Source organism: Gordonibacter pamelaeae, assembly GCF_003340385.1.
Taxonomy (GTDB): Bacteria; Actinomycetota; Coriobacteriia; order Coriobacteriales; family Eggerthellaceae; genus Gordonibacter; species Gordonibacter pamelaeae.
On record NZ_PPTS01000002.1, the window covers coordinates 535,612 to 554,301 of the forward strand.

Sequence of the window (18,690 nt, forward strand, 5' to 3'; positions counted from 1 at the left end):
GCCGCACTTACCGCTGCGGGCGCCCCCCGACGTCGCGGAGAGCCCGCGCTCCCCATCACCCGTAACGGTACGACACGCCCATGCCCCCTTGGGGGAACTCCCACTTCTCGAGGAGGGCGTCGCCGCAGAGCAGGCGGCAGGTGCCGCACTCCAGGCAGCCCGCGCAGTCGAAGCTCGGGCTGCCCTCCTCGTCGCGCCGGTAGAGCCCCGCCGGGCAGCACAGCACCAGCTTGTCGAACGCGGCCGGATCGGGCTCTTCGCGCAATACGATGTGCGGGTTCCCCTCGTCCACCTCGAACTTGTCAACAGCAAGCTTCTCGTCCACGTTGACAGCAGCCTCCCTCATAGCACCTTCATCCCCTTCCGCGCATCCTTGAGCAGGTTGAGCACGCCCATGCCCTTCACCGGCCCCATGACCGTGCCCTTGAGCGGCCGCACCGGCGAGCCGTCCACCGTGAACAGGCCGCGCATGATGTCCGCAGCCATCTGCGGGTAGCCGTCGAAGATGCGCGGGGTGCCCTCCATGAACGCCGGGAAGCCGCGATAGGCCGCCAGGTCCTTCAGCACGAAGCTGTCCTCCAGCTTGGCACGGTACGTCGCGAGCCTCGCAGCCGAGACGTCGCCCGCATCCAGCGCCTCGAGGGCCGCCTCCGCCGCCATCCTGCCCGCCGCAATAGCGTAGTCCATGCCGCGCACCTGGTACCCCAGGTTGATGCAGAGCATGGCGGCATCGCCCGTGAGCAGGCAGCCGTCGCAGCACATCTGCGGCACCATGTCGAAGCCGCCCTCGGGGATGAGATGCCCCGAGTACTCCACCGTGCGCCCGCCGGCCAGCACCGGCGCCACGGCCGGATGGTTCTTGAAGTCCTCGAGCATCTGGTACACCGGGGTCGACGACGTGCAGAGGTCGGACAGCGTGGCTACCACCCCGATGGACACGGACGAGCGGTTCGTGTACAGGAAGCCGCCGCCCACGTGCCCATGCGTCGCAGCTCCCGCGAACAGCCAGGCCGCGCCCTCCCCGGGGTTCGCCTGGAAGCGGTCGGTCACGGTCTGCTCGGGAAGCTCCACAACCTCCTTGGCGCTCACGGCCAGCTGGTGCGGCGCCGGGCGCTTGGCGAGCTTCGCCTTCTCGGACAGCAGCGAGTTCACGCCGTCGGCCAGGATGGTCACGTCGGCCGTTATCTCGTCCTCGCCCGCACGCACGCCCACGATGCGCCCACCGTTCCACACAAGATCCTCCACGGCTATCCCGTAGATGCACTCCGCGCCGGCGTCTTCGGCCTTCGAAGCGAGCCAGCGGTCGAACGGCCCGCGCAGCACCGAGTACGAGGCCGCCTCGTCCTCTCCCAGGCGCGGCGAGGCGAACTCCACCGTCGTGCTCTCGTCTTCGGTGATGAGGGACACCCGCTCCCGCACGATCTTGCGCTCGAGCGGCGCCTCGCTCTCGAAGCCGGGAAACACCGCCCGGAGCGCATGGGCGTACAAGCGCCCTCCGGTCATGTTCTTCGCCCCGGCATCGGAGCCCCGCTCTATCATGAGCACGCTCTTGCCCTCGCGGGCCAGCACGTAGGCCGCAACGGAGCCGGCGCAACCGGCTCCCACGACCACGGCATCGAAATCCGCCATGCCTGCATCCTCTCCTCTCGTCGTTGCCTTCGCATCGCGCACCGCGGACGCGCCGCACGCGTGCGCGCTGCGCTACAGCAGTCCCTTGAGCTCCTCCAGCTGTTCGCGCGACACCTTGCCCGATGCGCTGCGCCCGAGATCGTCCACGAAGCGCACGGCGTGCGGCTTCTTGTAGCCGCCCAGCTCGCGCGCGCAGTGCGCCACGATATCGGCCTCCGAGATGCGCGACCCTTCGGCACGCACCACGAAGGCTGCCAGCGACTCGCCCCACCGCTTGTCGGGCACCCCCGCGACCACGGCATCGACCACTCCGGCAAGCGCCTTGATGCACCGGCTCACCTCGAGGGGGTACACGTTCTCGCCCCCCGATATGACCAGGTTGTTCTTACGGTCCACCAACGTGAGGAAGCCCTCTGCGTCCAGAAAGCCGATATCGCCCGTGCGATACCACCCGTCCTGCACCGCCTCGGCCGTGCGCGCGGGGTCGCGGTAGTACCCGAGCATCAGCGTGTCGGTTCGCACGAGCACCTCGCCGGGAACCCCCGCGGCACAGGCGCGCCCCTCGTCGTCGACGATCCGTATCTCCATGCCCGGCACCGCCTTTCCCACCGTTGGCAGAAGCCGCGGATGCTCGTGGTGCTCGGGAAGCAGCATGGTTATGGCAGCCGTCGTTTCCGTCATGCCGTAGCCTTGGAGAAAACCGCAGGGCAGAAGGCGGCGGCAGTGCTCCAGAAGCTCCGGCTTCACCGGCTCGCCCCCGTAGATGACGAGCTCGAGCGTGTCCAGCTCGATGCCCTCCCGCGCCACGTAGTCGGCGAGCCCGCGCATGAGGCACGGCACGAGCGCCGTGCGCGTGGCGCCCGTGCGCACGATGTCCGCGGCGATGTCGGCCGGCTTGTGCGAATCGGCTATCACGAGGCGCGCGCCCAGCGCCAGCGTGGCGAGCGTCGAGACGAACGTGACGTGGAACAACGGCAGCTCGCACAGCAGGATGTCGTCGTGCGAGAAGCGCATGCCCTCGATATCGATGGCGGTGCGCCTTAGAAGCGCGCCATGCGAAAGCAGCACGCCGCGCGGCAGCCCCGTCGTGCCGCTCGTGTACAGCAGCATGGCGGGGTCGCCGTCGTCCACGTCGCCTGTGCTCGGCACCGGATCGGCAGAAGCGAGCAGCTCCTCGTAGCGCGGCACGCCGCCGCACTCCGCGCCCGCGCCGCCGTCCACGTCCACGATCATGAGCGTCCGGCCGATCCCAACCAGCGCCTCGGCCAAAGCCGGGCGCAGGGCGGCCGAGACGAACGCCACGCGCGCTTCGGACCGGGCAAGCAGCTGGGCGATGACCCGTGGAGAGAGCCTCACGTTGTAGCGCTCGCACACCGCCCCCAAACGGGCGCAGGCGAACAGCACCTCCACCGTCACGTTCGAGTTGGCCGAGACGACGGCGGCGAAGCCCCCTTTGCCCACCCCGAGCCCCGCAAGGGCGCCGGCAAGCGCATCGACGCGCCGGTGCATCTCCCGGTACGTGAACTCCCGGTCACGGAAGCACAGGGCTGTCTGATCGGGATAGGCCCGCGCCGATTCGTCCAGCAGCGAGACGAGCGACGCCATCACAGCCCGCCCACGTAATCGGTCTTGCGCAGGATGCCCTTCTCGTAGAACGCCGCAATCTCCCCCTGGTCGAAGCCGATTTCCGCCAGCACGTCATCGTTGTCCATGCCCTGCGAGGGGCAGCCGCGCCAGATCTGCGACGGGTTGTTCTTGAAGCGCGGCACCGACGCCACGCCCTTCACCGTGCGGCCGTCCACCGTGTCCCACTCGGTCCACGTGCCGCGGGCCAGGTAATGGGGGTGGTTCTCCATCATCTCGTAGTTCATGACCACGGAGCACGGTATGCCGATGCCGGCCATGGCCTCGGCGAACTCGGCAGCCGTGTGCTCGGAGCAGTACCTCTCGATGGCGCCATCGAACACGGGCGCGCCCGGCGATTCGATGCCCACCGACGGTATGCCCTCGGGGAAGAGCTCGCTGCCGTACTCGAGCCCGAAGAACTCGACGGCCTTCTTAGTGGTGGACTGGCCGGCCGTGAACAGGTACACGCCCTCGCCGTCGGCGCACTCGTAGTAGCCCGCGCCCGCGGAGATGTTGTCGCGCGGGGCTCCGGCGCCGCGCTCCCCCTGCACCTGCTTGTCGAACCACTTGCAGAACAGCCCCGCCTGGCACCGCACGGCCGCCTCGTACTGGGCCAGATCGAAGCTCTCGCCCCTGCCCGTGCGCAACGCCCCCACGTAGGCCGCGAGCGCCGAGCCGTAGGCGAACAGGCCCGCGTAGTAGTCGGTCACGAACTTCTGGATCATGTAGGGCGTCCCGTCCTTGTACCCGTTCAGGTACATGAGGCCCGAGAACGCGTTCACGGTGAAGTCGTAGCCGGGAAGGCTCACGTAGGCGGGGTCGCCCGTGAGGCCGTAGCCCGACATATGGCCGATGACCAGCTTCGGGTTATGCTCCCACAGAAGCTCGTCGGTATAGCCCCACTTCTCCCACTGCCCGCCGCGCGAAGCCTCGATGAAGATGTCGGCGGTCTCGACGAGCTTCAGGAACACGTCATGACCCTCCGGCGAGACGACGTCGAGCATGAGGTTGCGCATGTTCCGGCGCTCGTTCTGCACGCCCCAGCCGTCCTGTGTCCAACGGTAGGGGTCGATGCCGCGGGGCGGCTCGAGCCAGATGACGTCGGCGCCGTTCTCGGCGAACAGCTCCCCGGCGAAGGGGCCGGCCGTCGAGACGGCCGACACCACCACCTTCACGCCCTGCAGGTTCCCGAACTCCGGTATGTCGGCATGCTTTGCCATGGAACCATCTCCTTTGCGAATCCTGGACGGACGATTTCCCTTACGCCACGTAGGTGTCGAAGAACTCGATGGCGCTGTTCACGGCAAGTTCCGTGCCCACGCCCGAGCCCCCCGCCTCGGCACCCACGATGTAGAGCCCTTCGAGGGGCGTCTTGATGGGAGGCCTGTCGACGCCGGCCTGCCCTGCCTGCTGGGCGATGCCGATGCCCGCGCCTTCCTCGCCCATGATGCGCGCGACGTCGGAGGGGTACACCCGCTCCACGAACAGCGCGTGCTCCTGCAATCCCGGGAAGTGGCTCTCGGCCACCTTGATGAGCGCGTCTAAAATAGCTGGGCAGTACTCGTCCTTGATGCCGGCGGGGACGGCCGTGGTCATCATCACGAGCTGCTTGCCCGCGGGCGCCACCGACGGGTCGAAGCTCGAGGGCACCACGATGAACGAGTTCAGCTCCTCGGGGATCTCGCCCCGCATGAGCTTGTCGTTGTACTCCCTCACGGGCACCGACGAGAAGCCCGAGAGCATCTTGATCTCGGGGCTGATGACCGTGTCGAGCGCGAAGCGCGCGATGATCGACACGAACGATATCTCCAGGCCGTCCACGTAGCGCACGTACTCGGCGTCGAAGGCGCCCTCGCCCACGAGGTCGCGCACCGTCTCCTTGATGCCAGCATTCGACACCACGAGGTCGCTGCGGAGCTCCTCGCCGCCCGCCACCACGCCCACGGCCCGGCCGTCCTCCACCAGCACCTTGTCCACCGGCACGCCGAAGCGCACGTCCACGCCATAGCGCCCGAGTCCCGCCAGATACGCTTCCATGATGGACACGCACCCGCCTGTCGGGTATCCCGAAGAGCGCGCCTCGGCCTCCCACTTGAGGCAGCGGGCGAACTCGCCGGCCGACAGACGGTACTCGGGGATACAGCAGTAGATGAAGCCCACCTGGCTCACGCAGGCATGCACGAACGGGTCGGTGGTATAGGTGCTCAGGAACTCCTCGAGCGTCTGGCCGTCGAACGCGTGCGTTTCCTCGTCGCTCATGCCCTTCACGTCCGTGACCATCTTGACGACGGCCTCGAAGTCGGCGTCGGGCACGCGCCCCTTGAGGTCGTGCGGGAACTTGAAGCTCTCCCCGCCCGTGGTCTGGATGGGACGTACCTTGGTGAACTCGATGCCGTGCTCAACACCGCAGCGCTCCAGAAGCTGGACGAGCGGGCCCTTCTCGCCGCGCGAGATCAGGTGGACGCCGAAATCCACCGTGAAGCCATCGCGCTTCGACGAGCCTATGCGCCCGCCCGGCTGGTTGCGCTTCTCCAAGAGCACAACGCTCCTGCCGCTCTCGGCGAGCAGCAGCGCGGCCGCAAGGCCGCCGATGCCCGCCCCTATCACGATCGCATCATAGCGTTTCATACTCGTGTCTCCTCCTTGCTCGGCGCGCCCGCGGGCGCGCATGGCCCATGCGGACGCAGGTTATTTCTTAGCGGGAAGCGCGTAGTAGTTGAAGTCCATCTGCGCAACCTGCTCGCCGTCCACGTCGAACACCGGTATCTCCAGGAAGTAGTCGCCGCGGCCGCGCTCTCGCACGGGGGCGATCTTCCGCTCGGCCTCCTCCTCGGTGAGCGACAGGTCCACCACGAGGTCCTTCGTGCCGGGCTTCAGGAACTTGAGCTCCACCCCCTTCAAGATAGGCACGAACTCGTCGGTGCCGTAGGTGGCCATGAACAGCGTGCCGCCTGCTATCTCGGCCAGCACGAACTCGCTGCCGGCGTAGGCGATGCCCACGTGGTTCAAGTGGCGTTCGGCCACGGGGAGGCGCAGCCTCACGTGGCGCTCCTCCACGGCCTCCGCCTGCAGCTGGGCCATGTTGACGAAGGGGGTGGGCCCGTCGCTCACGTTCTTGGCCAAACCCGCGAAAAACTCCTGGTCCATGGTTTGCTCCTCCTTGCAATCGGTTGGAATGGCCGGGCGGCTCGCTGCCGCCCGGCACGGTTTGCCGCGGCGCGGCGCCCTACGCCCCGAGTGCGGCCGAGAGCTTGGGCAGCACCTCGTACAGGTCGGCCACGATACCGTAGTCGCACTGCTTGAACACCGGGGCGTTCTTGTCCTTGTTGACGGCCACGATGGTCTTGGCGCTGTTGGCGCCCACCATATGCTGGATCTGGCCCGACAGGCCCACGGCCACGAACAGGTCGGGCTTGAGCAGGGCGCCCGACACGCCGATGTAGCGTTCGCGCGCCATCCAGCCCGACCCCTCGGCCACGGGGCGCGTGCAGCCCACCTCGGCCTCGAGCGCAGCGGCCAGCTCGTCCACGAGCGCAAGGTCCTCCTGCGCAGCCACGCCGCGCCCCACGCTCACCACGCGCCGGGCGGCCGCGAGGTTCACGGACTCCACCGTGCGCGGCCTGCGCTCGACGAGCCTCGCCGACGCCGCGGCGGACGCCGGCAGCTCGGAAACCGCCGCTTCCCGAGCTGCGCCTTCGACGGCCGGCTCGGAAACCAGCAGGCCCTCGGTGAGCAGGGCCACCGCGCTGCCCTCCCGCACCCGCTCGACGGCAAACGCCTTGCCGCCGTACACCATGTGCTCGGCCAGCAGGGCGCCGTCGTCGTCCACCCAGATGCGCCCCACGTCGTTCAGCACCCGCGTGCCCAGCTCCGCGGCAACGCGCGCCGCCATGAGCCGCGTGCGCTTGCCCGCGGCGAACAGCACGGCGCGGGGAGCGTGCTCCCCCACCGCGCCGGCAATCGCCGCCGCCCAGTCCTCCACCAGGCCTCCCTCGAGAACCGCGACCGTATGGACGGCCTCGGCCCCGCAGCTTGCGGCCGCCTGCGCCGCGCCCTCGCCCACGGCCACGGCCTCGACCCGCTCCCCCAGCCGACGGCCCACGGCACCAAGCTTTGCGAAGCGCTCGGGAGCCTCGCTCACCACCCATACCTTGCTCAAAGCACTCATGCTCTCCACCTGCCTTACCGCGATGCCCGGATGCCGGACACCAGCTCGCCGATATTCTCGTCCGTCGCCCCTTCGAGCACGATTCCCTTGCGCGCGATGCTCGCGGGCGCCTTCACGGAAACGGTTTCCACCGGGCTTTCGGGAATGCCGCCCACCTCGTCGAGGCTCCACGTGGTCACGGGCTTCTTGCCCGCAGCGAGGATGTCCTTGAGCTGCGGGATACGCGGAAGCACGGCATCGGAGGTCATGGACACCACGGCCGGCGGCGCGATCTCGAGCACTTCCACCTCGTTCTCCAGCACGCGCTCCACCAAAAGCGCGTCGCCCTCGGCGCGCACGCTGCCCGTTGCGTTCACCACGGGCAGGCCCAGCAGCGCGCCTACGAGCAGGCCCACCTGCTGGGAGTATCGGTCTGCCGAGCCCTCGCCGCAGACCACGAGGTCGAAATCGATCTTGCGCAGCGCCGCGGCCAACACCGAGGCCGTCTGGAACGCATCGGCGTCCTCGAGGGCCGGGTCCACCACGCGGTACAGCTCGTCGGCACCACGCGACAGGGCGGCCTTCACGAGCTTCGTGTCGTTCAGCTTCTCGCCCCCGGCGGAGAGCAGCACGGCGCTCCCGTCGGTGGCGGCGGCCAGCTGCGCCGCCGCCTCGATGGCCACCAGGTCGTACTCGCCGAGCACCCACTGCGCGCGGTCGAGGCGCAGGGCCCCGTCGGCGCCGACCTCGATGTCCTGGGCATCGGGGACGATCTTGTAGCATGCCACGATGTTCATGGTTCGCGAATCCCTCCTCGTCGATGGGCGTTCCTACTGCGCTTCCTTGATGAGCGCGCGGCCGGCCGTGTGCACCATGATCTCCTCGGTGCCCGCCATGATGCGGTAGACGCGCTGGTCGCGCCACAAACGCGAGATGCGGCAGTCGTGCGTGTAGCCGATGCCGCCCATGATCTGCATGGCGTCGTCGATGACCTCGAAGGCGGCCTGGCCGGTGTAGCGCTTCACGAGCGACGAGTCGATCATGATGGACTCGCCGTTGTCCTTCTTCCACGCGGTCTTGTACAGCAGGTTCTGCATGTTCTCGATCTTTATCCTCATGTCCACGAGCTTCTCCTGGACCAGCTGGAAGCTCCCGATGATCTTGCCGAACTGCATGCGCTGGGCGGCGTAGCGCAGGGCCTCGTCGTACGCGCAGCGGGCCATGCCCACGTTGGCGGCACAGATGGTCAGCCGCTCCACCTCGAAGTTCTTCATGAGCTGGTAGAAGCCCTTGCATTCCTCTCCCACCAGGTCGGACTCCTCGCACTCCACGTCGTCGAGGTGCACCTCGTAGGTGCCGCACATGTTGTTGCCTATCTTGTCGAGCTTCTCGATGGCCACGCCCGGGCGGTCCATCGGGAACAGGTACATGCTGAAGTCCTTGTAGGGGCTCTCGTTCACGCCGCTGCGGCACACGCACAGCATGTAGGGTGCGCGGTCGGCGCTCGTGTTGAACGTCTTGTTGCCGTTGATGTACACCTTGCCGTCGCGCTTCGTGGCCGTGGTGGCCATGGCGGCGCTGTCAGAGCCCGCCTGCGGCTCGGTGAAGCCGAGCGTGAAGGGCTTTTTGCCCTCCAGCGCGTATCCCAAGATCTTCTCCTGCTGCTCCTTGTTGCCGAACGTGAGGATGTCGTCAACCTCGGTGGCGAAGTTGATCCAGCACAGCGACGGGTAGCCCAGCGCGTGCGCTTCCTCGGCCACCATGACCTGGGTGAGCGTGTCGGTGGGCGTGCCGCCGAACTCCTCGGGGATGCCGAGGGTGGTAAAGCCGGCCTCCACGAGGGCGTCCACGGCCTTCTGGGGGTATTCGTGGTTGCGGTCGCACTCCTTGAAGTAGTCCTCGAAGTTGCCCCGCTCCATGACGGTTTTCAGGCTGTCGAGCAGAAGCTCCTGCTCCTCGGTCTTCTTGAAGTCCATGGGTTGCTCCTATCGTTCGAAGGAATCGGCGGTCTGCCTGCTGGGAAGGGGAGTCGGTGCGAGGCGGCCCCACCGGCCGGAAACCGGATGGGGCGCGCTTAGTCCCTGCCGGCCGCCGCCATTATAGGAAGCCGCGCCGGCATGACCCAAATACGTATGTTGCAGCAGCCCTTCCCATGCCCGAATGCATGCCCATTCATCTTCTGGTATCCTACTTTTCACATTCTGCATAAACCGAGTCGACGCGAGGACGGTGGGTCTTTCATGGACATCGAGGTGTACCGGGAATTCATGGCGCTCGCCGCCCACAAGAGCTTCGTGTCGGCCGCCCGCGACCTGAACATGTCGCAGCCCTCGCTGAGCCGGCACATGAACGCCCTCTCCAACGACCTGGGATGCCGGCTCTTCTACGACACCCGTCCTTTGAGCCTCACGGCAGCCGGCGAGGTGGTGCTCAAGCATGCGGGCAAGATCATCGGCGACCAGGCGAACATGCTCGCCGAACTGCGCGCGCTTCCTGCGGGCGGCAGCGATCGCATCCTCATCCTCGACCTGCTGCACACCAACGCGCTCTACGTGGGCATCAACGAGGTCGTCGCCCGCGCCAAGGAGCGCTTCGCCGGGCTGCGCGTGGAGTTCGTCAACATGGACAACTCCGGGCTGGGCGGGCAGCAGATGGTGGATGCCGGCAAGGTGGACGTCGCCTTCGAGACCATCATCTCCGAGAACCCGCCCACGGAGCTCCATGTGTCCGACTCGGTGGAGGCCATCTGGATTCCCGAGTTCCACGGCGAGCTCGTGGCCGGCGTCTCGCGCACCTCGCCACTGGCGGCCAAGGGACAGCTCGCGCTTGCCGACCTTGCGCAATCCCGCTTCATCCTGCAGGCGAACCGCTACAGCGAGCGGTTCCGCGAGGACTTCATCGCGCTGTGCCGCGAGGTGGGCTTCTATCCCAACATCACGCTCGTTCCCACCGACAACCCGTTGGAATTCTACGCCACCGACCCAGGCGACGGCATCCACCTGCTCACCAAGGTGGACCGGAAGTACAAGCCCCTCATGTCCGACATGCTCAAGCAGCATGTGGTCATCCTTCCCTTCGCGGATAAGAAGCGCTACGTGGACGCCTTCGCGCTCATGGACAGCGACCCCGGACGCCCCGACCTCGAGTACTTTGCCGAGCTTCTACGGGAGCACGCCGAGCGGTTCCGCTCGGCGGATGCCCCCGCCGACGCCTGATCGATCGAACGGCGCTGTGCGCGGCTCCCGCCAGCATGTCGGCGCTCCCGCCCTCGCACGGCCATGACCGGGGATGCGCAGGGTCCCTTACTGCGCAACCGCTTCCACCGCCGCCTCCGTCTCCGTATCGCAGCGCGGAATCCGCACGAAGAGCCCGCACGCCGCGCACGCGGCGACGATGCCCGCCGTGAGGTAGAACGCGATCGTGCAGGTCCCCGTCGCATCGAATACGGCTCCGCTCGCAATGGGCAGCGCAGAGGCCACCACCGTGGTGATCATGATGCCCGTGCCCAGGTTCTTGGAGAACGACGAGGCCCCGAAGTAGTTGGCCATGGCCGTGGGAAACACGGCATTGACGCCGCCGAACCCGAAGCCCACGCATACGTAGAACGCGAAGAGCATCGCCTCGTTCTGCGCCGCCGCGCCGGCCAGGATGCCCACGACCAAGATCACCGTGGACGCCACGATGAGCCTGATGGGCTCGATGCGGTCGGACACCATGCCCAGAAGGAGCTTGCCCAGCAGGCTGACACCGCCCATGACGGCCACGCCCGCCACCACAAGCCCGCTGTCGAAGCCGAGCGAGGAGAAGTGCAGGGCGCTTTGCGAGGTGGCCAGCGTATACGACGCGAACCCACCCGTGGCCGCCAGCGAGATGAGCCAGAAGGCCGGTGTCCTCGCCACGCGCTTGAACGGCACGGCATCGGTGTTCTTGTACACCTTGAAGCCCTTGCCGCTACCGCCGAGCACACTCGGGTCGGCGACGCCGTCGGGATGCTGCCCCAGGTCGGCAGGCTTGTTCTTCACAAGCAGAAGCGCCACGGGGATGAGTGCCGCGCTCAGGCCCACCAGCAGGTACCAGCCGCTGCGCCACGTACCGCCCGTGGCGCCCACGATGGCGTTCACGACGGGCGGCCCCACGAACGACGCGCTCGCTCCCAGAACCATCATGGCGGTCATGGCGACGCCGCGGCGCGCCACGAACCAGTCGCCGATCGTGCTCTGCACGGCCAGCTGGCCCACCATCATGGTGGCGGCGCTCGTCACGATGCCGAACACCAGGAAGTACGCCACCGGCGAGGACACGAGGAATATCAGCGCGAGCATGGCCAGCAGCATGACCGCTGCACCGAGCGCCATGCTGAACCGGGCGCCCTTCTTCGCGATGAGCGCCCCCACGAGCGGTGCCGAGAGCCCCTGCACCAGCACGAACAGCGAAAAACCCGTTCCCAGCATGGTGGCGTTCATGCCAAGCGACGCATCTTGGAGCATGAGCGGGTTGACGATGGTGGCCGTGGGCAAAACGATGCCCGAAGAGCAGAAGTACATGAACCCCAGCACGGGGATCAAGATATAGCCATAGAACAGCTTCTTCGGCCTCGCGCCCCGCGCCGCCGCAACGGGTGCCGCGCCCGCCTCCCCTTGTCGCGCCTCGTAGTCCATGCCGCCTCCCTATCGATTGCAGTCTTGTCCTCCTTCGTCCAGCATCGCCCGGATGGATTGGAAAATCTTCCGCAGCGGATGTTGAAATCTGCGTTTCTGCCCCGCAGCCCTCATACCCAGATACTGAAGCGCCGCCTCCTGCCCGCCGTCGGGAGGGTGAGCGCTCCACAGTATGCAGATGTTGAAGCGAAGGGTTTCGATTCTCGCATTGCAGCCCTACGGCAGCAGGTACCGCTTCTTGCAACATACGTATTTGCCCCTTGTCGAAGGCGGTCTCTATAATGCGGGGCACGCGGCAGGGGGCCGCGGCGATCGAGAGCTCTGCACCGGACTGGGAACCCGGCTCCGCACCGGCGGAAAAATGCACCGCACTCTCTCAACAAGGAGGTACAACGCATGGAAAACACCAACGTTCCAATGGCAAAACGCCTGATCGGGATAGGATTGGCGATTGTCTGCCTCGCCATCGGCTTCCTGGTTCCGGGCTCCGAGGCCCTCTCGCACCAAGGAGCCACCGCGCTCGGCATCCTGGGCGCGCTCGTGGCGCTGTGGGTCACCTCGGCCCTGCCCCTGGGCGCCACCGCCCTGCTCGTCGTCGTGCTGTGCCCGGTGCTCGGCGTGGTCGACAACCTGGGCAAGGCCATCGGCGGCTTCGCCAGCCCCGCGCTGCTCTTCATCATCGCGGTGTTCTCGATGCCCGTCATCATGCTCAAGACGAACTGGGGCGTGCGCCTCATCAACGCGCTCATAGGCTGGACCGGCGCCAACTCGCGCAAGCTCGTGCTGGGCTTCATGTGCGCCACCACGCTCGTGTCCACGGTCATGTCCGACGTGCCCTGCACGGTGCTGTTCCTGGGTTTCGCGCTCACCATCCTCAAGGCCGCCGATGCCAAGCCGCTGCAGTCGAACCTGGGCCGCTGCCTTATGATCGGCATCCCCATCGCCGCCGTCACCGGCGGCATGACCACGCCTGCCGGCAGCTCGTTCAACGTCGTGGCCATGAACATTTTGCAGCAGGCCACCGGCACTTCCATCTCGTTCCTCGACTGGGTGCTCGTCGCCCTGCCCGTCGTCATCATCATGACGCCCATCTGCTGGTTCTTCATCACGGCCATCCTCAAGCCCGAGCCCATCGCCGACTCCTGCCTGCAGGGCATCCGCGACCAGGCCGCCGGCGCCAAGAAGATCGAGGCCTACGAGGTGAAGGCCATCCTCGTGATCGGCGCCATGCTGGTGCTGTGGATCGTGGGCAACTGGGTTCCCGTCCTCAACGCCACGGTGGTCGCCCTCATCGGCCTGACCGTCATGTTCCTGCCGGGCATGGACCTGCTCACCTGGAAGGAGTTCCAGGGCTCCGTGCCGTGGGGCATCGTCATCATGTGCGGCACCATCATGTCCATGGGCGGCGTGGTGGAGGCCACGGGCGGCGCGGCGTTCCTCGCCGGAGCCATCTCGGGCAGCGGCGTCATGGACCTGGGCTTCTTCGCAGCCTTCGCGCTCCTGCTCGCGCTCATCTACCTGCTGCACACCGTGTGCCCCATCGGCGTGGCCATCCTGGGCATCTTCCTGCCCATCATGATCACGCTGTGCGCCGGCTTCGGCGTGTCGCCGGCTGTGCCCACCATCGCGCTGGCCGTGGTCGTTGCGGGCAACTACCTCATGCCCGTGAACCCCACGGTCATGCTGACCTACGGCGAGGGTTACTACACCTTCGGCGACATGTTCAAGACCGGCATCGTGCCCTCGGTGGCCCTCGTGCTCATCATGGCCGCCTGGATGCCGTTCATCGTGGGGGTCATGGGCCTGTAAGCCCTCTTCCCCACCTGCGCTCCGCGCACGAAGGCCTTGGGACCGCTTGCGGTTCCAAGGCCTTTTTTGACGCACGCCGCATCCCATCAGGCCGCATCTCTGCGAGGCAGGGATCGGAGGCCGGCCGAGGCGCGCAGCCTCTCCAGCACGCTTCGGCCGGCCAGGGGACCGCGCCCCTATTCCCCGTCGTAGTCCTCAACGATGTTCATGAGATGCTGCTGCGAGCTGATATCGAGCTTGCGGTAGATGTGGTAGATATGGGACTTGGCCGTGGCCGGGCTCACCACCAGCTGCTCGGCAATGTGCTCGGCGTTGCGCCCCTTGGCCAGCAGCAGGAACACCTCCTCCTCGCGCGGCGTCAGGGCGTAGCGCTGGGCCACGAGCTCGCAGCGCTTCCTGAAGAAGCCAGGCCCCGACTGGTCCGCACCGACATCCCCTGCGGCTTCGAGAGCCCGTTCTGCGGCAGGAGGCGCCAGCAGCTCGTTCAACCGCTTCCGCGCCTGGGCGTCATCGCCCCCGTACACGCAGAACGCCACGACCAGCACCAAGGCGAACGCCACCATCAGCAGGTCGAGTTGCGTCCCCGCAAGCGGATACGCGAACACCGCGAGGTAGGCCACCGCCGACCCGGCCAGGAAACCCAGGTAGCTGGGGGTCTGGCGCAGGGCGAACCGATCCACCGGATGCAGCCGGAACTCGTAGTTGTCGATGCTCGTGGTGCACCATCCCACGATGGTCGAATGCGCGAGCGCAGCGATGATCATGCCGCCGCACACCACCCGCCCCAGCCCGTCGAAGAACGGAAACAGCAGCATGCCGGCCATGAGGACGGGCAGCGAGATGCGCTGGACGACCGCCATGTCCACGTCCACCTTGGACCCGAGCAGCGCCCACAGAAGCGCCACCAGCGTGCCCACCAGCCCGCTCGCGCCCCCGATGACGGCCACCTCCTGGCCCATGGAGCACAGCTCGATGGCCATGAACCCGTACACCGCCCCCTGGCTGGCAACCGACAGCGCGGCCGGCACCGTCAGCACCTTCGTGCGGCGAAATGCCCCCACGGGCAGGATGCGCTCGGCGGGGATGCGCGTGGAAAGGTAGGCCGCCAACCCCACCGATCCCACGATGAACAGCGTGATCTCCGACAGGTTGAGCCACTGGGTGTCCGAGGCGTTGGCAAAGACGAACAGCAGCGTGCCCCCGATGGAGCCCAGCCCGATGACCACCGCGGTACGCCGGGTGGGAATCAGGCTGAAGAACACGCACCAGTACATCATGATGCTTCCCTGGGCAACGCCGAACAGGGCCCAGGAGACCACCGAGACGGCAAGCGGGATGCCCGCGAACGCCGTGTTCACGAACGCGTTCGCCACCGCCGCGAGCGCGAGCAGCGAGCCGATGGCAAACAGGCGGTTGCGGTTCTCGAAAGCCCAATCGGCCTTCCATGCGCAGAACGCGAACGTGGCCGCCAGCGTCAGCACCGACACGATGCGCAGGGCCGTGGCCTCCCGCACATCGCAGAACCCGAGGAGGGCGAGGGAGGGACTGAAGGTGGCCGACAGCTCCCACCCGATGAGGAACGCGAAGCCGATGGTGGCAAGGACGTAGGTCAGGCGCAGATCATCGGGCGTCCTTGTCTCGGTTGAAGCTGTTTCCGCAGGTGAATAAGGTGTCATCCCCGCTCCTCAACATCAGAGTATGATAATGTTCCGGCCTATTCCCGCAATTCAACCTTAGCAGCGGTAGATAATTTTCCCCCAACGAAGAATACTGCCCGCATACGGGAGGAGGCGATTGCCCTTCCCGCATGCGGGCATTTTAGCGTTCCCGCGCTAAGCGCACAACCGCCCGCCTCGATCGCCGCTCCACACTGGCCGGTCGCTTTGCAGGGGGCATCCGGCAACCGCCGCACCACGACCACGCGGCCCTGCGCGCAGAGAGGACGAACCATGTGCTTCAGACCACCCACCGTCGACAACGGACCCGTGAAGTGCCCCAAGTGCGGCGCCGAGGTCGACCCGAAGGCCGACGCCTGCCCGAGCTGCGGCGCCAAGGCGGCGCCGATGCCCGGGATCCCCACGCCCCCGGGCGCTCCCACCCCGCCGCCGGTCCCCGGCGTGCCCGGGGCGCCGAAGGCGCCGAGCGTGCCCAAGCCGCCCGCGCCCACCGCGTAAGGGGAGAGCGGGAAGGTTTCGAAGGGAAGCCAAGAGGAGAGGAGAGCAACGCATGACCACCAACGTGAAGGGCACGCCCATCGTGAAGGGCCTGGGCTTCGACAGCTTCGGGCTCGGCGCGAACGCGTGCACGGTCGACATCGACGAGGAGCAGGACAAGATCCTGCGCATCCGCCCGTTCCACTTCGACGAGCACCAGACGCCCGAGGAGCTGAACGCCTGGAAGCTCGAGGCGCGCGGCAAGACCTTCGAGCCGGGCTTCAAGACGCTCATCTCGCCGCTGTCGCTGTGCTACAAGAAGCGCGTGTACTCGAAGAACCGCATTCCCTATCCGATGAGGCGCGTGGACTGGGACCCGAACGGCGAGCGGCACCCCGAGACGCGCGGCACGAGCGGCTACGAGCGCATCAGCTGGGACGAGGCCGCGCAGATCGTGGCCGGCGAGATCAAGCGCATGCACGACGAGTACAGCCCCGAGGCCATCCTGTGCGAGATCGACGGCCACGGCGAGACGAAGGTCGTCCACGCAGCGCACGGCTGCATCACCCAGCTCCTCGACCTCTGCGGCGGCTTCACCCTGCAGGCCCGCCAGCCCGATAGCTGGGAGGGCTGGTACTGGGGCGCCAAGCACGTCTGGGGCATGGACCCGCTCGGCCAGCAGAACCAGCAGAACAACGTCATCAAGGATATCTCGGAGCACGGCGACGCGGTGCTCTTCTGGGGCTGCGACCCCGAGACCACGCCGCTCGGCTGGGGCGGCTACATGGCGAGCCGCCTGTGCTACTGGTTCACCGAGCTCGGCATCAAGCAGATACACATCTCGCCCGACGTGAACTACACCAACGCCGTGCACGCCGACAAGTGGATTCCCGTGCTGCCCAACACCGACGCCGCGCTGCAGCTGGCCATTGCCTACACGTGGATCAAGGAGGGCACCTACGACCAGGCCTACCTCGACACGCATGCCGTGGGCTTCGAGAACTTCAGACACTACGTGCTGGGCGGCGAGGACGGCGTGCCGAAGACCCCGAAGTGGGCCGAGCGCATTTGCGGCGTGCCCTCCTACACCATCAAGGCCCTCGCCCGCTACTGGGCCGCGCACGCCGTGTCCATCGCGCACTGCAACGGCGGATCGTTTATCCGCTCCTGCTTCGCGCACGAGCCCGCGCGCCTCGAGGTGGCGCTGCTCGGCATGCAGGGCGTCGGCAAGCCCGGCGCGAACCAGTTCAAGTTCATGGAGTGGACGCTGTTCGGCATCCCCACGCTCGATCCGCTGCCGCCCTCGGTGCACATACCCAGCCTCGGCGCCGCCTACCGCGGCTACGTGACCGGCACGAAGGCCAGCTTCATCCCCAAGACCATGATTCCCGAGGCCATCATGAACCCGCCCGTGCAGTGGTACGGGCATATCGCGGCCGGCTTCCCGCGCGAGGACCAGTTCGACGGGCCCTACACGTTCCCGCCCGAGGGCGGCAGCCGCATCCATATGGTGTGGTCGGACTCCCCCTGCTGGGAGACCTGCTGGAACGGCGGCTTCAAGATGCAGGACGCCCTGCGCCACGAGTCCATCGAGTGCGTGGTCGTGCAGCATCCCTGGATGGAGAACGACACCCTGTTCGCCGATATCATCCTGCCCTCCAACACGAAGTTCGAGACGGAGGACATCGGCACCGACTGCGATTCCGGCCAGTGGAACGTCGTGTTCTACGAGCGCCAAGCCATCCAGCCCATCGGCGAGTCGAAGTCCGACAAGGAGGTCGTCGCCGAGGTTGCCCGCGCGCTCGAGCAGTACGGCGGCGTCTACGAGGGCATGCTGGACAAGTACCTGGGCGGCAAGACCGACGACGAGTGGATCAAGGTAGGCTTCGAGACGAGCGGCGTTCCCGAGGACCTCACGTTCGAGGAGTTCAAGGAGAGGCAGTACTATGCCTTCCCCACGCGCGAGGACTGGAAGGACATCCCCGCCGGCATCCGCCAGTTCCACGACGACCCCGAGGGGCACCCGCTGCGCACGCCGTCGGGCAAGCTGGAGTACTACTCAACCACGCTCTCGCACTACTTCCCCGACGACCGCGAGCGCGGGCCCATCCCGCACTGGATCGACGAGGGCGCCGGCCACCAGGAGCGCCAGTACCTGGAGCGCGGGCGGAAGTACCCCTTCCTGCTCGTCTCGAACCACCCGCACTTCCGCGTGCACGCGCAGCATGACGACGTCACCTGGTTCCGCGAGATCGAGACCTGCAAGGTGACGGGCCCCGACGGCTACAAGTACGAGCCGGTATGGGTGAACCCCGTGGACGCGGGCAAGCTGGGACTTTCGACGGGCGACGTCGTGAAGGTGTACAACGAGCGCGGCGCGGTGCTCGGCGGCGTCATCGTCACGGAGCGCATCATGCCCGGGGCCGTGTACCAGGACCACGGCGCACGCTGCGACACCGTCGTGCTGGGCGAGGGCGGCCTGGACCGCGGCGGGGCGAACAACCTCATCGCCCCCACGGCCACCACGTCCAAGAACGCGCACGGCGAGGTGACGAGCGGTTTCCTGGTGAACATCGAGAAGGTCGACGTGTTCGCGCTGGCCGAGCAGTACCCGGAGGCGTTCGGGCGCGACTACGAGCCCGACTGCGGCCTGGTGGCAACCGCCCGC

General features: G+C 67.1%; 15 protein-coding genes. 4 read left to right on the forward strand and 11 right to left on the reverse strand.

What is annotated here, in order from left to right; all coding sequences use genetic code 11:
• Positions 1-55: 55 nt before the first annotated feature.
• The 9 genes from C1877_RS04955 to C1877_RS04995 all read right to left on the reverse strand — a co-directional run bounded on the left by C1877_RS04955 (position 56) and on the right by C1877_RS04995 (position 9,378).
• A complete protein-coding gene (locus C1877_RS04955) occupies positions 56-346 on the reverse strand; it encodes a ferredoxin family protein (protein ID WP_015539983.1) in 291 nt (96 codons plus the stop codon).
• Complete coding sequence (locus C1877_RS04960; protein ID WP_015539984.1) at positions 343-1,629, reverse strand: FAD-dependent oxidoreductase; 1,287 nt, start codon at positions 1,627-1,629, stop codon at positions 343-345. The genes C1877_RS04955 and C1877_RS04960 overlap by 4 nt, the downstream gene beginning before the upstream one ends.
• Before the next feature lie 72 nt (positions 1,630-1,701).
• Entirely contained in the window at positions 1,702-3,234 is a 1,533-nt protein-coding gene (locus tag C1877_RS04965; protein ID WP_147274506.1) for a class I adenylate-forming enzyme family protein, read from the reverse strand.
• A complete protein-coding gene (locus tag C1877_RS04970; RefSeq protein WP_114568535.1) occupies positions 3,234-4,475 on the reverse strand; it encodes a CoA transferase in 1,242 nt (413 codons plus the stop codon). The genes C1877_RS04965 and C1877_RS04970 overlap by 1 nt, the downstream gene beginning before the upstream one ends.
• A 40-nt stretch (positions 4,476-4,515) precedes the next feature.
• Entirely contained in the window at positions 4,516-5,883 is a 1,368-nt protein-coding gene (locus C1877_RS04975; protein WP_181813790.1) for a phytoene desaturase family protein, read from the reverse strand.
• A gap of 60 nt (positions 5,884-5,943) precedes the next feature.
• Positions 5,944-6,402 carry a PaaI family thioesterase gene (locus C1877_RS04980; protein WP_015539988.1) on the reverse strand — a complete coding sequence of 153 codons (459 nt, stop codon included), beginning with the start codon at positions 6,400-6,402 and terminating at the stop codon, positions 5,944-5,946.
• Between the two features lie 79 nt (positions 6,403-6,481).
• Positions 6,482-7,423, reverse strand: coding sequence for an FAD-binding protein (locus tag C1877_RS15630; RefSeq protein ID WP_114568537.1), 942 nt, complete (start codon positions 7,421-7,423; stop codon positions 6,482-6,484).
• A gap of 14 nt (positions 7,424-7,437) precedes the next feature.
• The gene (gene fixA, locus C1877_RS04990; RefSeq protein WP_015539989.1) at positions 7,438-8,199 is read right to left on the reverse strand and encodes a putative electron transfer flavoprotein FixA; all 762 of its coding nucleotides are present in this window, start codon (positions 8,197-8,199) and stop codon (positions 7,438-7,440) included.
• A gap of 33 nt (positions 8,200-8,232) precedes the next feature.
• Positions 8,233-9,378, reverse strand: coding sequence for an acyl-CoA dehydrogenase (locus C1877_RS04995; protein WP_015539990.1), 1,146 nt, complete (start codon positions 9,376-9,378; stop codon positions 8,233-8,235).
• 264 nt (positions 9,379-9,642) lie between these two features.
• Between C1877_RS04995 and C1877_RS05000 the strand changes: the two genes are divergently transcribed.
• Positions 9,643-10,617 (forward strand): LysR family transcriptional regulator, encoded by a 975-nt coding sequence (locus C1877_RS05000; protein WP_015539991.1) that lies wholly within the window; start codon positions 9,643-9,645, stop codon positions 10,615-10,617.
• Between the two features lie 87 nt (positions 10,618-10,704).
• Here C1877_RS05000 and C1877_RS05005 read toward each other — a convergent pair whose 3' ends face one another.
• A complete protein-coding gene (locus tag C1877_RS05005) occupies positions 10,705-12,060 on the reverse strand; it encodes an MFS transporter (protein WP_015539992.1) in 1,356 nt (451 codons plus the stop codon).
• A gap of 396 nt (positions 12,061-12,456) precedes the next feature.
• Between C1877_RS05005 and C1877_RS05010 the strand changes: the two genes are divergently transcribed.
• Positions 12,457-13,869, forward strand: a complete 1,413-nt coding sequence (locus tag C1877_RS05010; RefSeq protein ID WP_244909793.1) for an SLC13 family permease — start codon at positions 12,457-12,459, stop codon at positions 13,867-13,869.
• 176 nt (positions 13,870-14,045) lie between these two features.
• On the opposite strand, the gene C1877_RS05015 is transcribed toward C1877_RS05010, so the two are convergent.
• A complete protein-coding gene (locus C1877_RS05015) occupies positions 14,046-15,545 on the reverse strand; it encodes a helix-turn-helix transcriptional regulator (RefSeq protein WP_015539994.1) in 1,500 nt (499 codons plus the stop codon).
• A gap of 273 nt (positions 15,546-15,818) precedes the next feature.
• Here C1877_RS05015 and C1877_RS15890 point away from each other — a divergent pair, with 273 nt between their 5' ends.
• Positions 15,819-16,043, forward strand: coding sequence for a zinc-ribbon domain-containing protein (locus C1877_RS15890; protein WP_096228009.1), 225 nt, complete (start codon positions 15,819-15,821; stop codon positions 16,041-16,043).
• Positions 16,044-16,095: 52 nt separating this feature from the next.
• A partial coding sequence (locus tag C1877_RS05025) for a molybdopterin-dependent oxidoreductase (RefSeq protein ID WP_114568539.1) occupies positions 16,096-18,690 on the forward strand: 2,595 nt, incomplete at its 3' end.

Excerpts from the sequence above, each read along its gene's own strand:
- C1877_RS05010 (WP_244909793.1), top strand. The coding sequence starts at position 12,457 with ATGGAAAACACCAACGTTCCAATGGCAAAACGCCTGATCGGGATAGGA.
- C1877_RS05000 (WP_015539991.1), top strand. The coding sequence starts at position 9,643 with ATGGACATCGAGGTGTACCGGGAATTCATGGCGCTCGCCGCCCACAAG.
- C1877_RS04980 (WP_015539988.1), bottom strand. The coding sequence starts at position 6,402 with ATGGACCAGGAGTTTTTCGCGGGTTTGGCCAAGAACGTGAGCGACGGG.
- C1877_RS15630 (WP_114568537.1), bottom strand. The coding sequence starts at position 7,423 with ATGAGTGCTTTGAGCAAGGTATGGGTGGTGAGCGAGGCTCCCGAGCGC.
- C1877_RS05015 (WP_015539994.1), bottom strand. The coding sequence starts at position 15,545 with ATGACACCTTATTCACCTGCGGAAACAGCTTCAACCGAGACAAGGACG.
- C1877_RS04965 (WP_147274506.1), bottom strand. The coding sequence starts at position 3,234 with ATGGCGTCGCTCGTCTCGCTGCTGGACGAATCGGCGCGGGCCTATCCC.
- fixA (WP_015539989.1), bottom strand. The coding sequence starts at position 8,199 with ATGAACATCGTGGCATGCTACAAGATCGTCCCCGATGCCCAGGACATC.
- C1877_RS04955 (WP_015539983.1), bottom strand. The coding sequence starts at position 346 with ATGAGGGAGGCTGCTGTCAACGTGGACGAGAAGCTTGCTGTTGACAAG.
- C1877_RS04995 (WP_015539990.1), bottom strand. The coding sequence starts at position 9,378 with ATGGACTTCAAGAAGACCGAGGAGCAGGAGCTTCTGCTCGACAGCCTG.
- C1877_RS04960 (WP_015539984.1), bottom strand. The coding sequence starts at position 1,629 with ATGGCGGATTTCGATGCCGTGGTCGTGGGAGCCGGTTGCGCCGGCTCC.
- C1877_RS04975 (WP_181813790.1), bottom strand. The coding sequence starts at position 5,883 with ATGAAACGCTATGATGCGATCGTGATAGGGGCGGGCATCGGCGGCCTT.
- C1877_RS15890 (WP_096228009.1), top strand. The coding sequence starts at position 15,819 with ATGTGCTTCAGACCACCCACCGTCGACAACGGACCCGTGAAGTGCCCC.
- C1877_RS04970 (WP_114568535.1), bottom strand. The coding sequence starts at position 4,475 with ATGGCAAAGCATGCCGACATACCGGAGTTCGGGAACCTGCAGGGCGTG.
- C1877_RS05005 (WP_015539992.1), bottom strand. The coding sequence starts at position 12,060 with ATGGACTACGAGGCGCGACAAGGGGAGGCGGGCGCGGCACCCGTTGCG.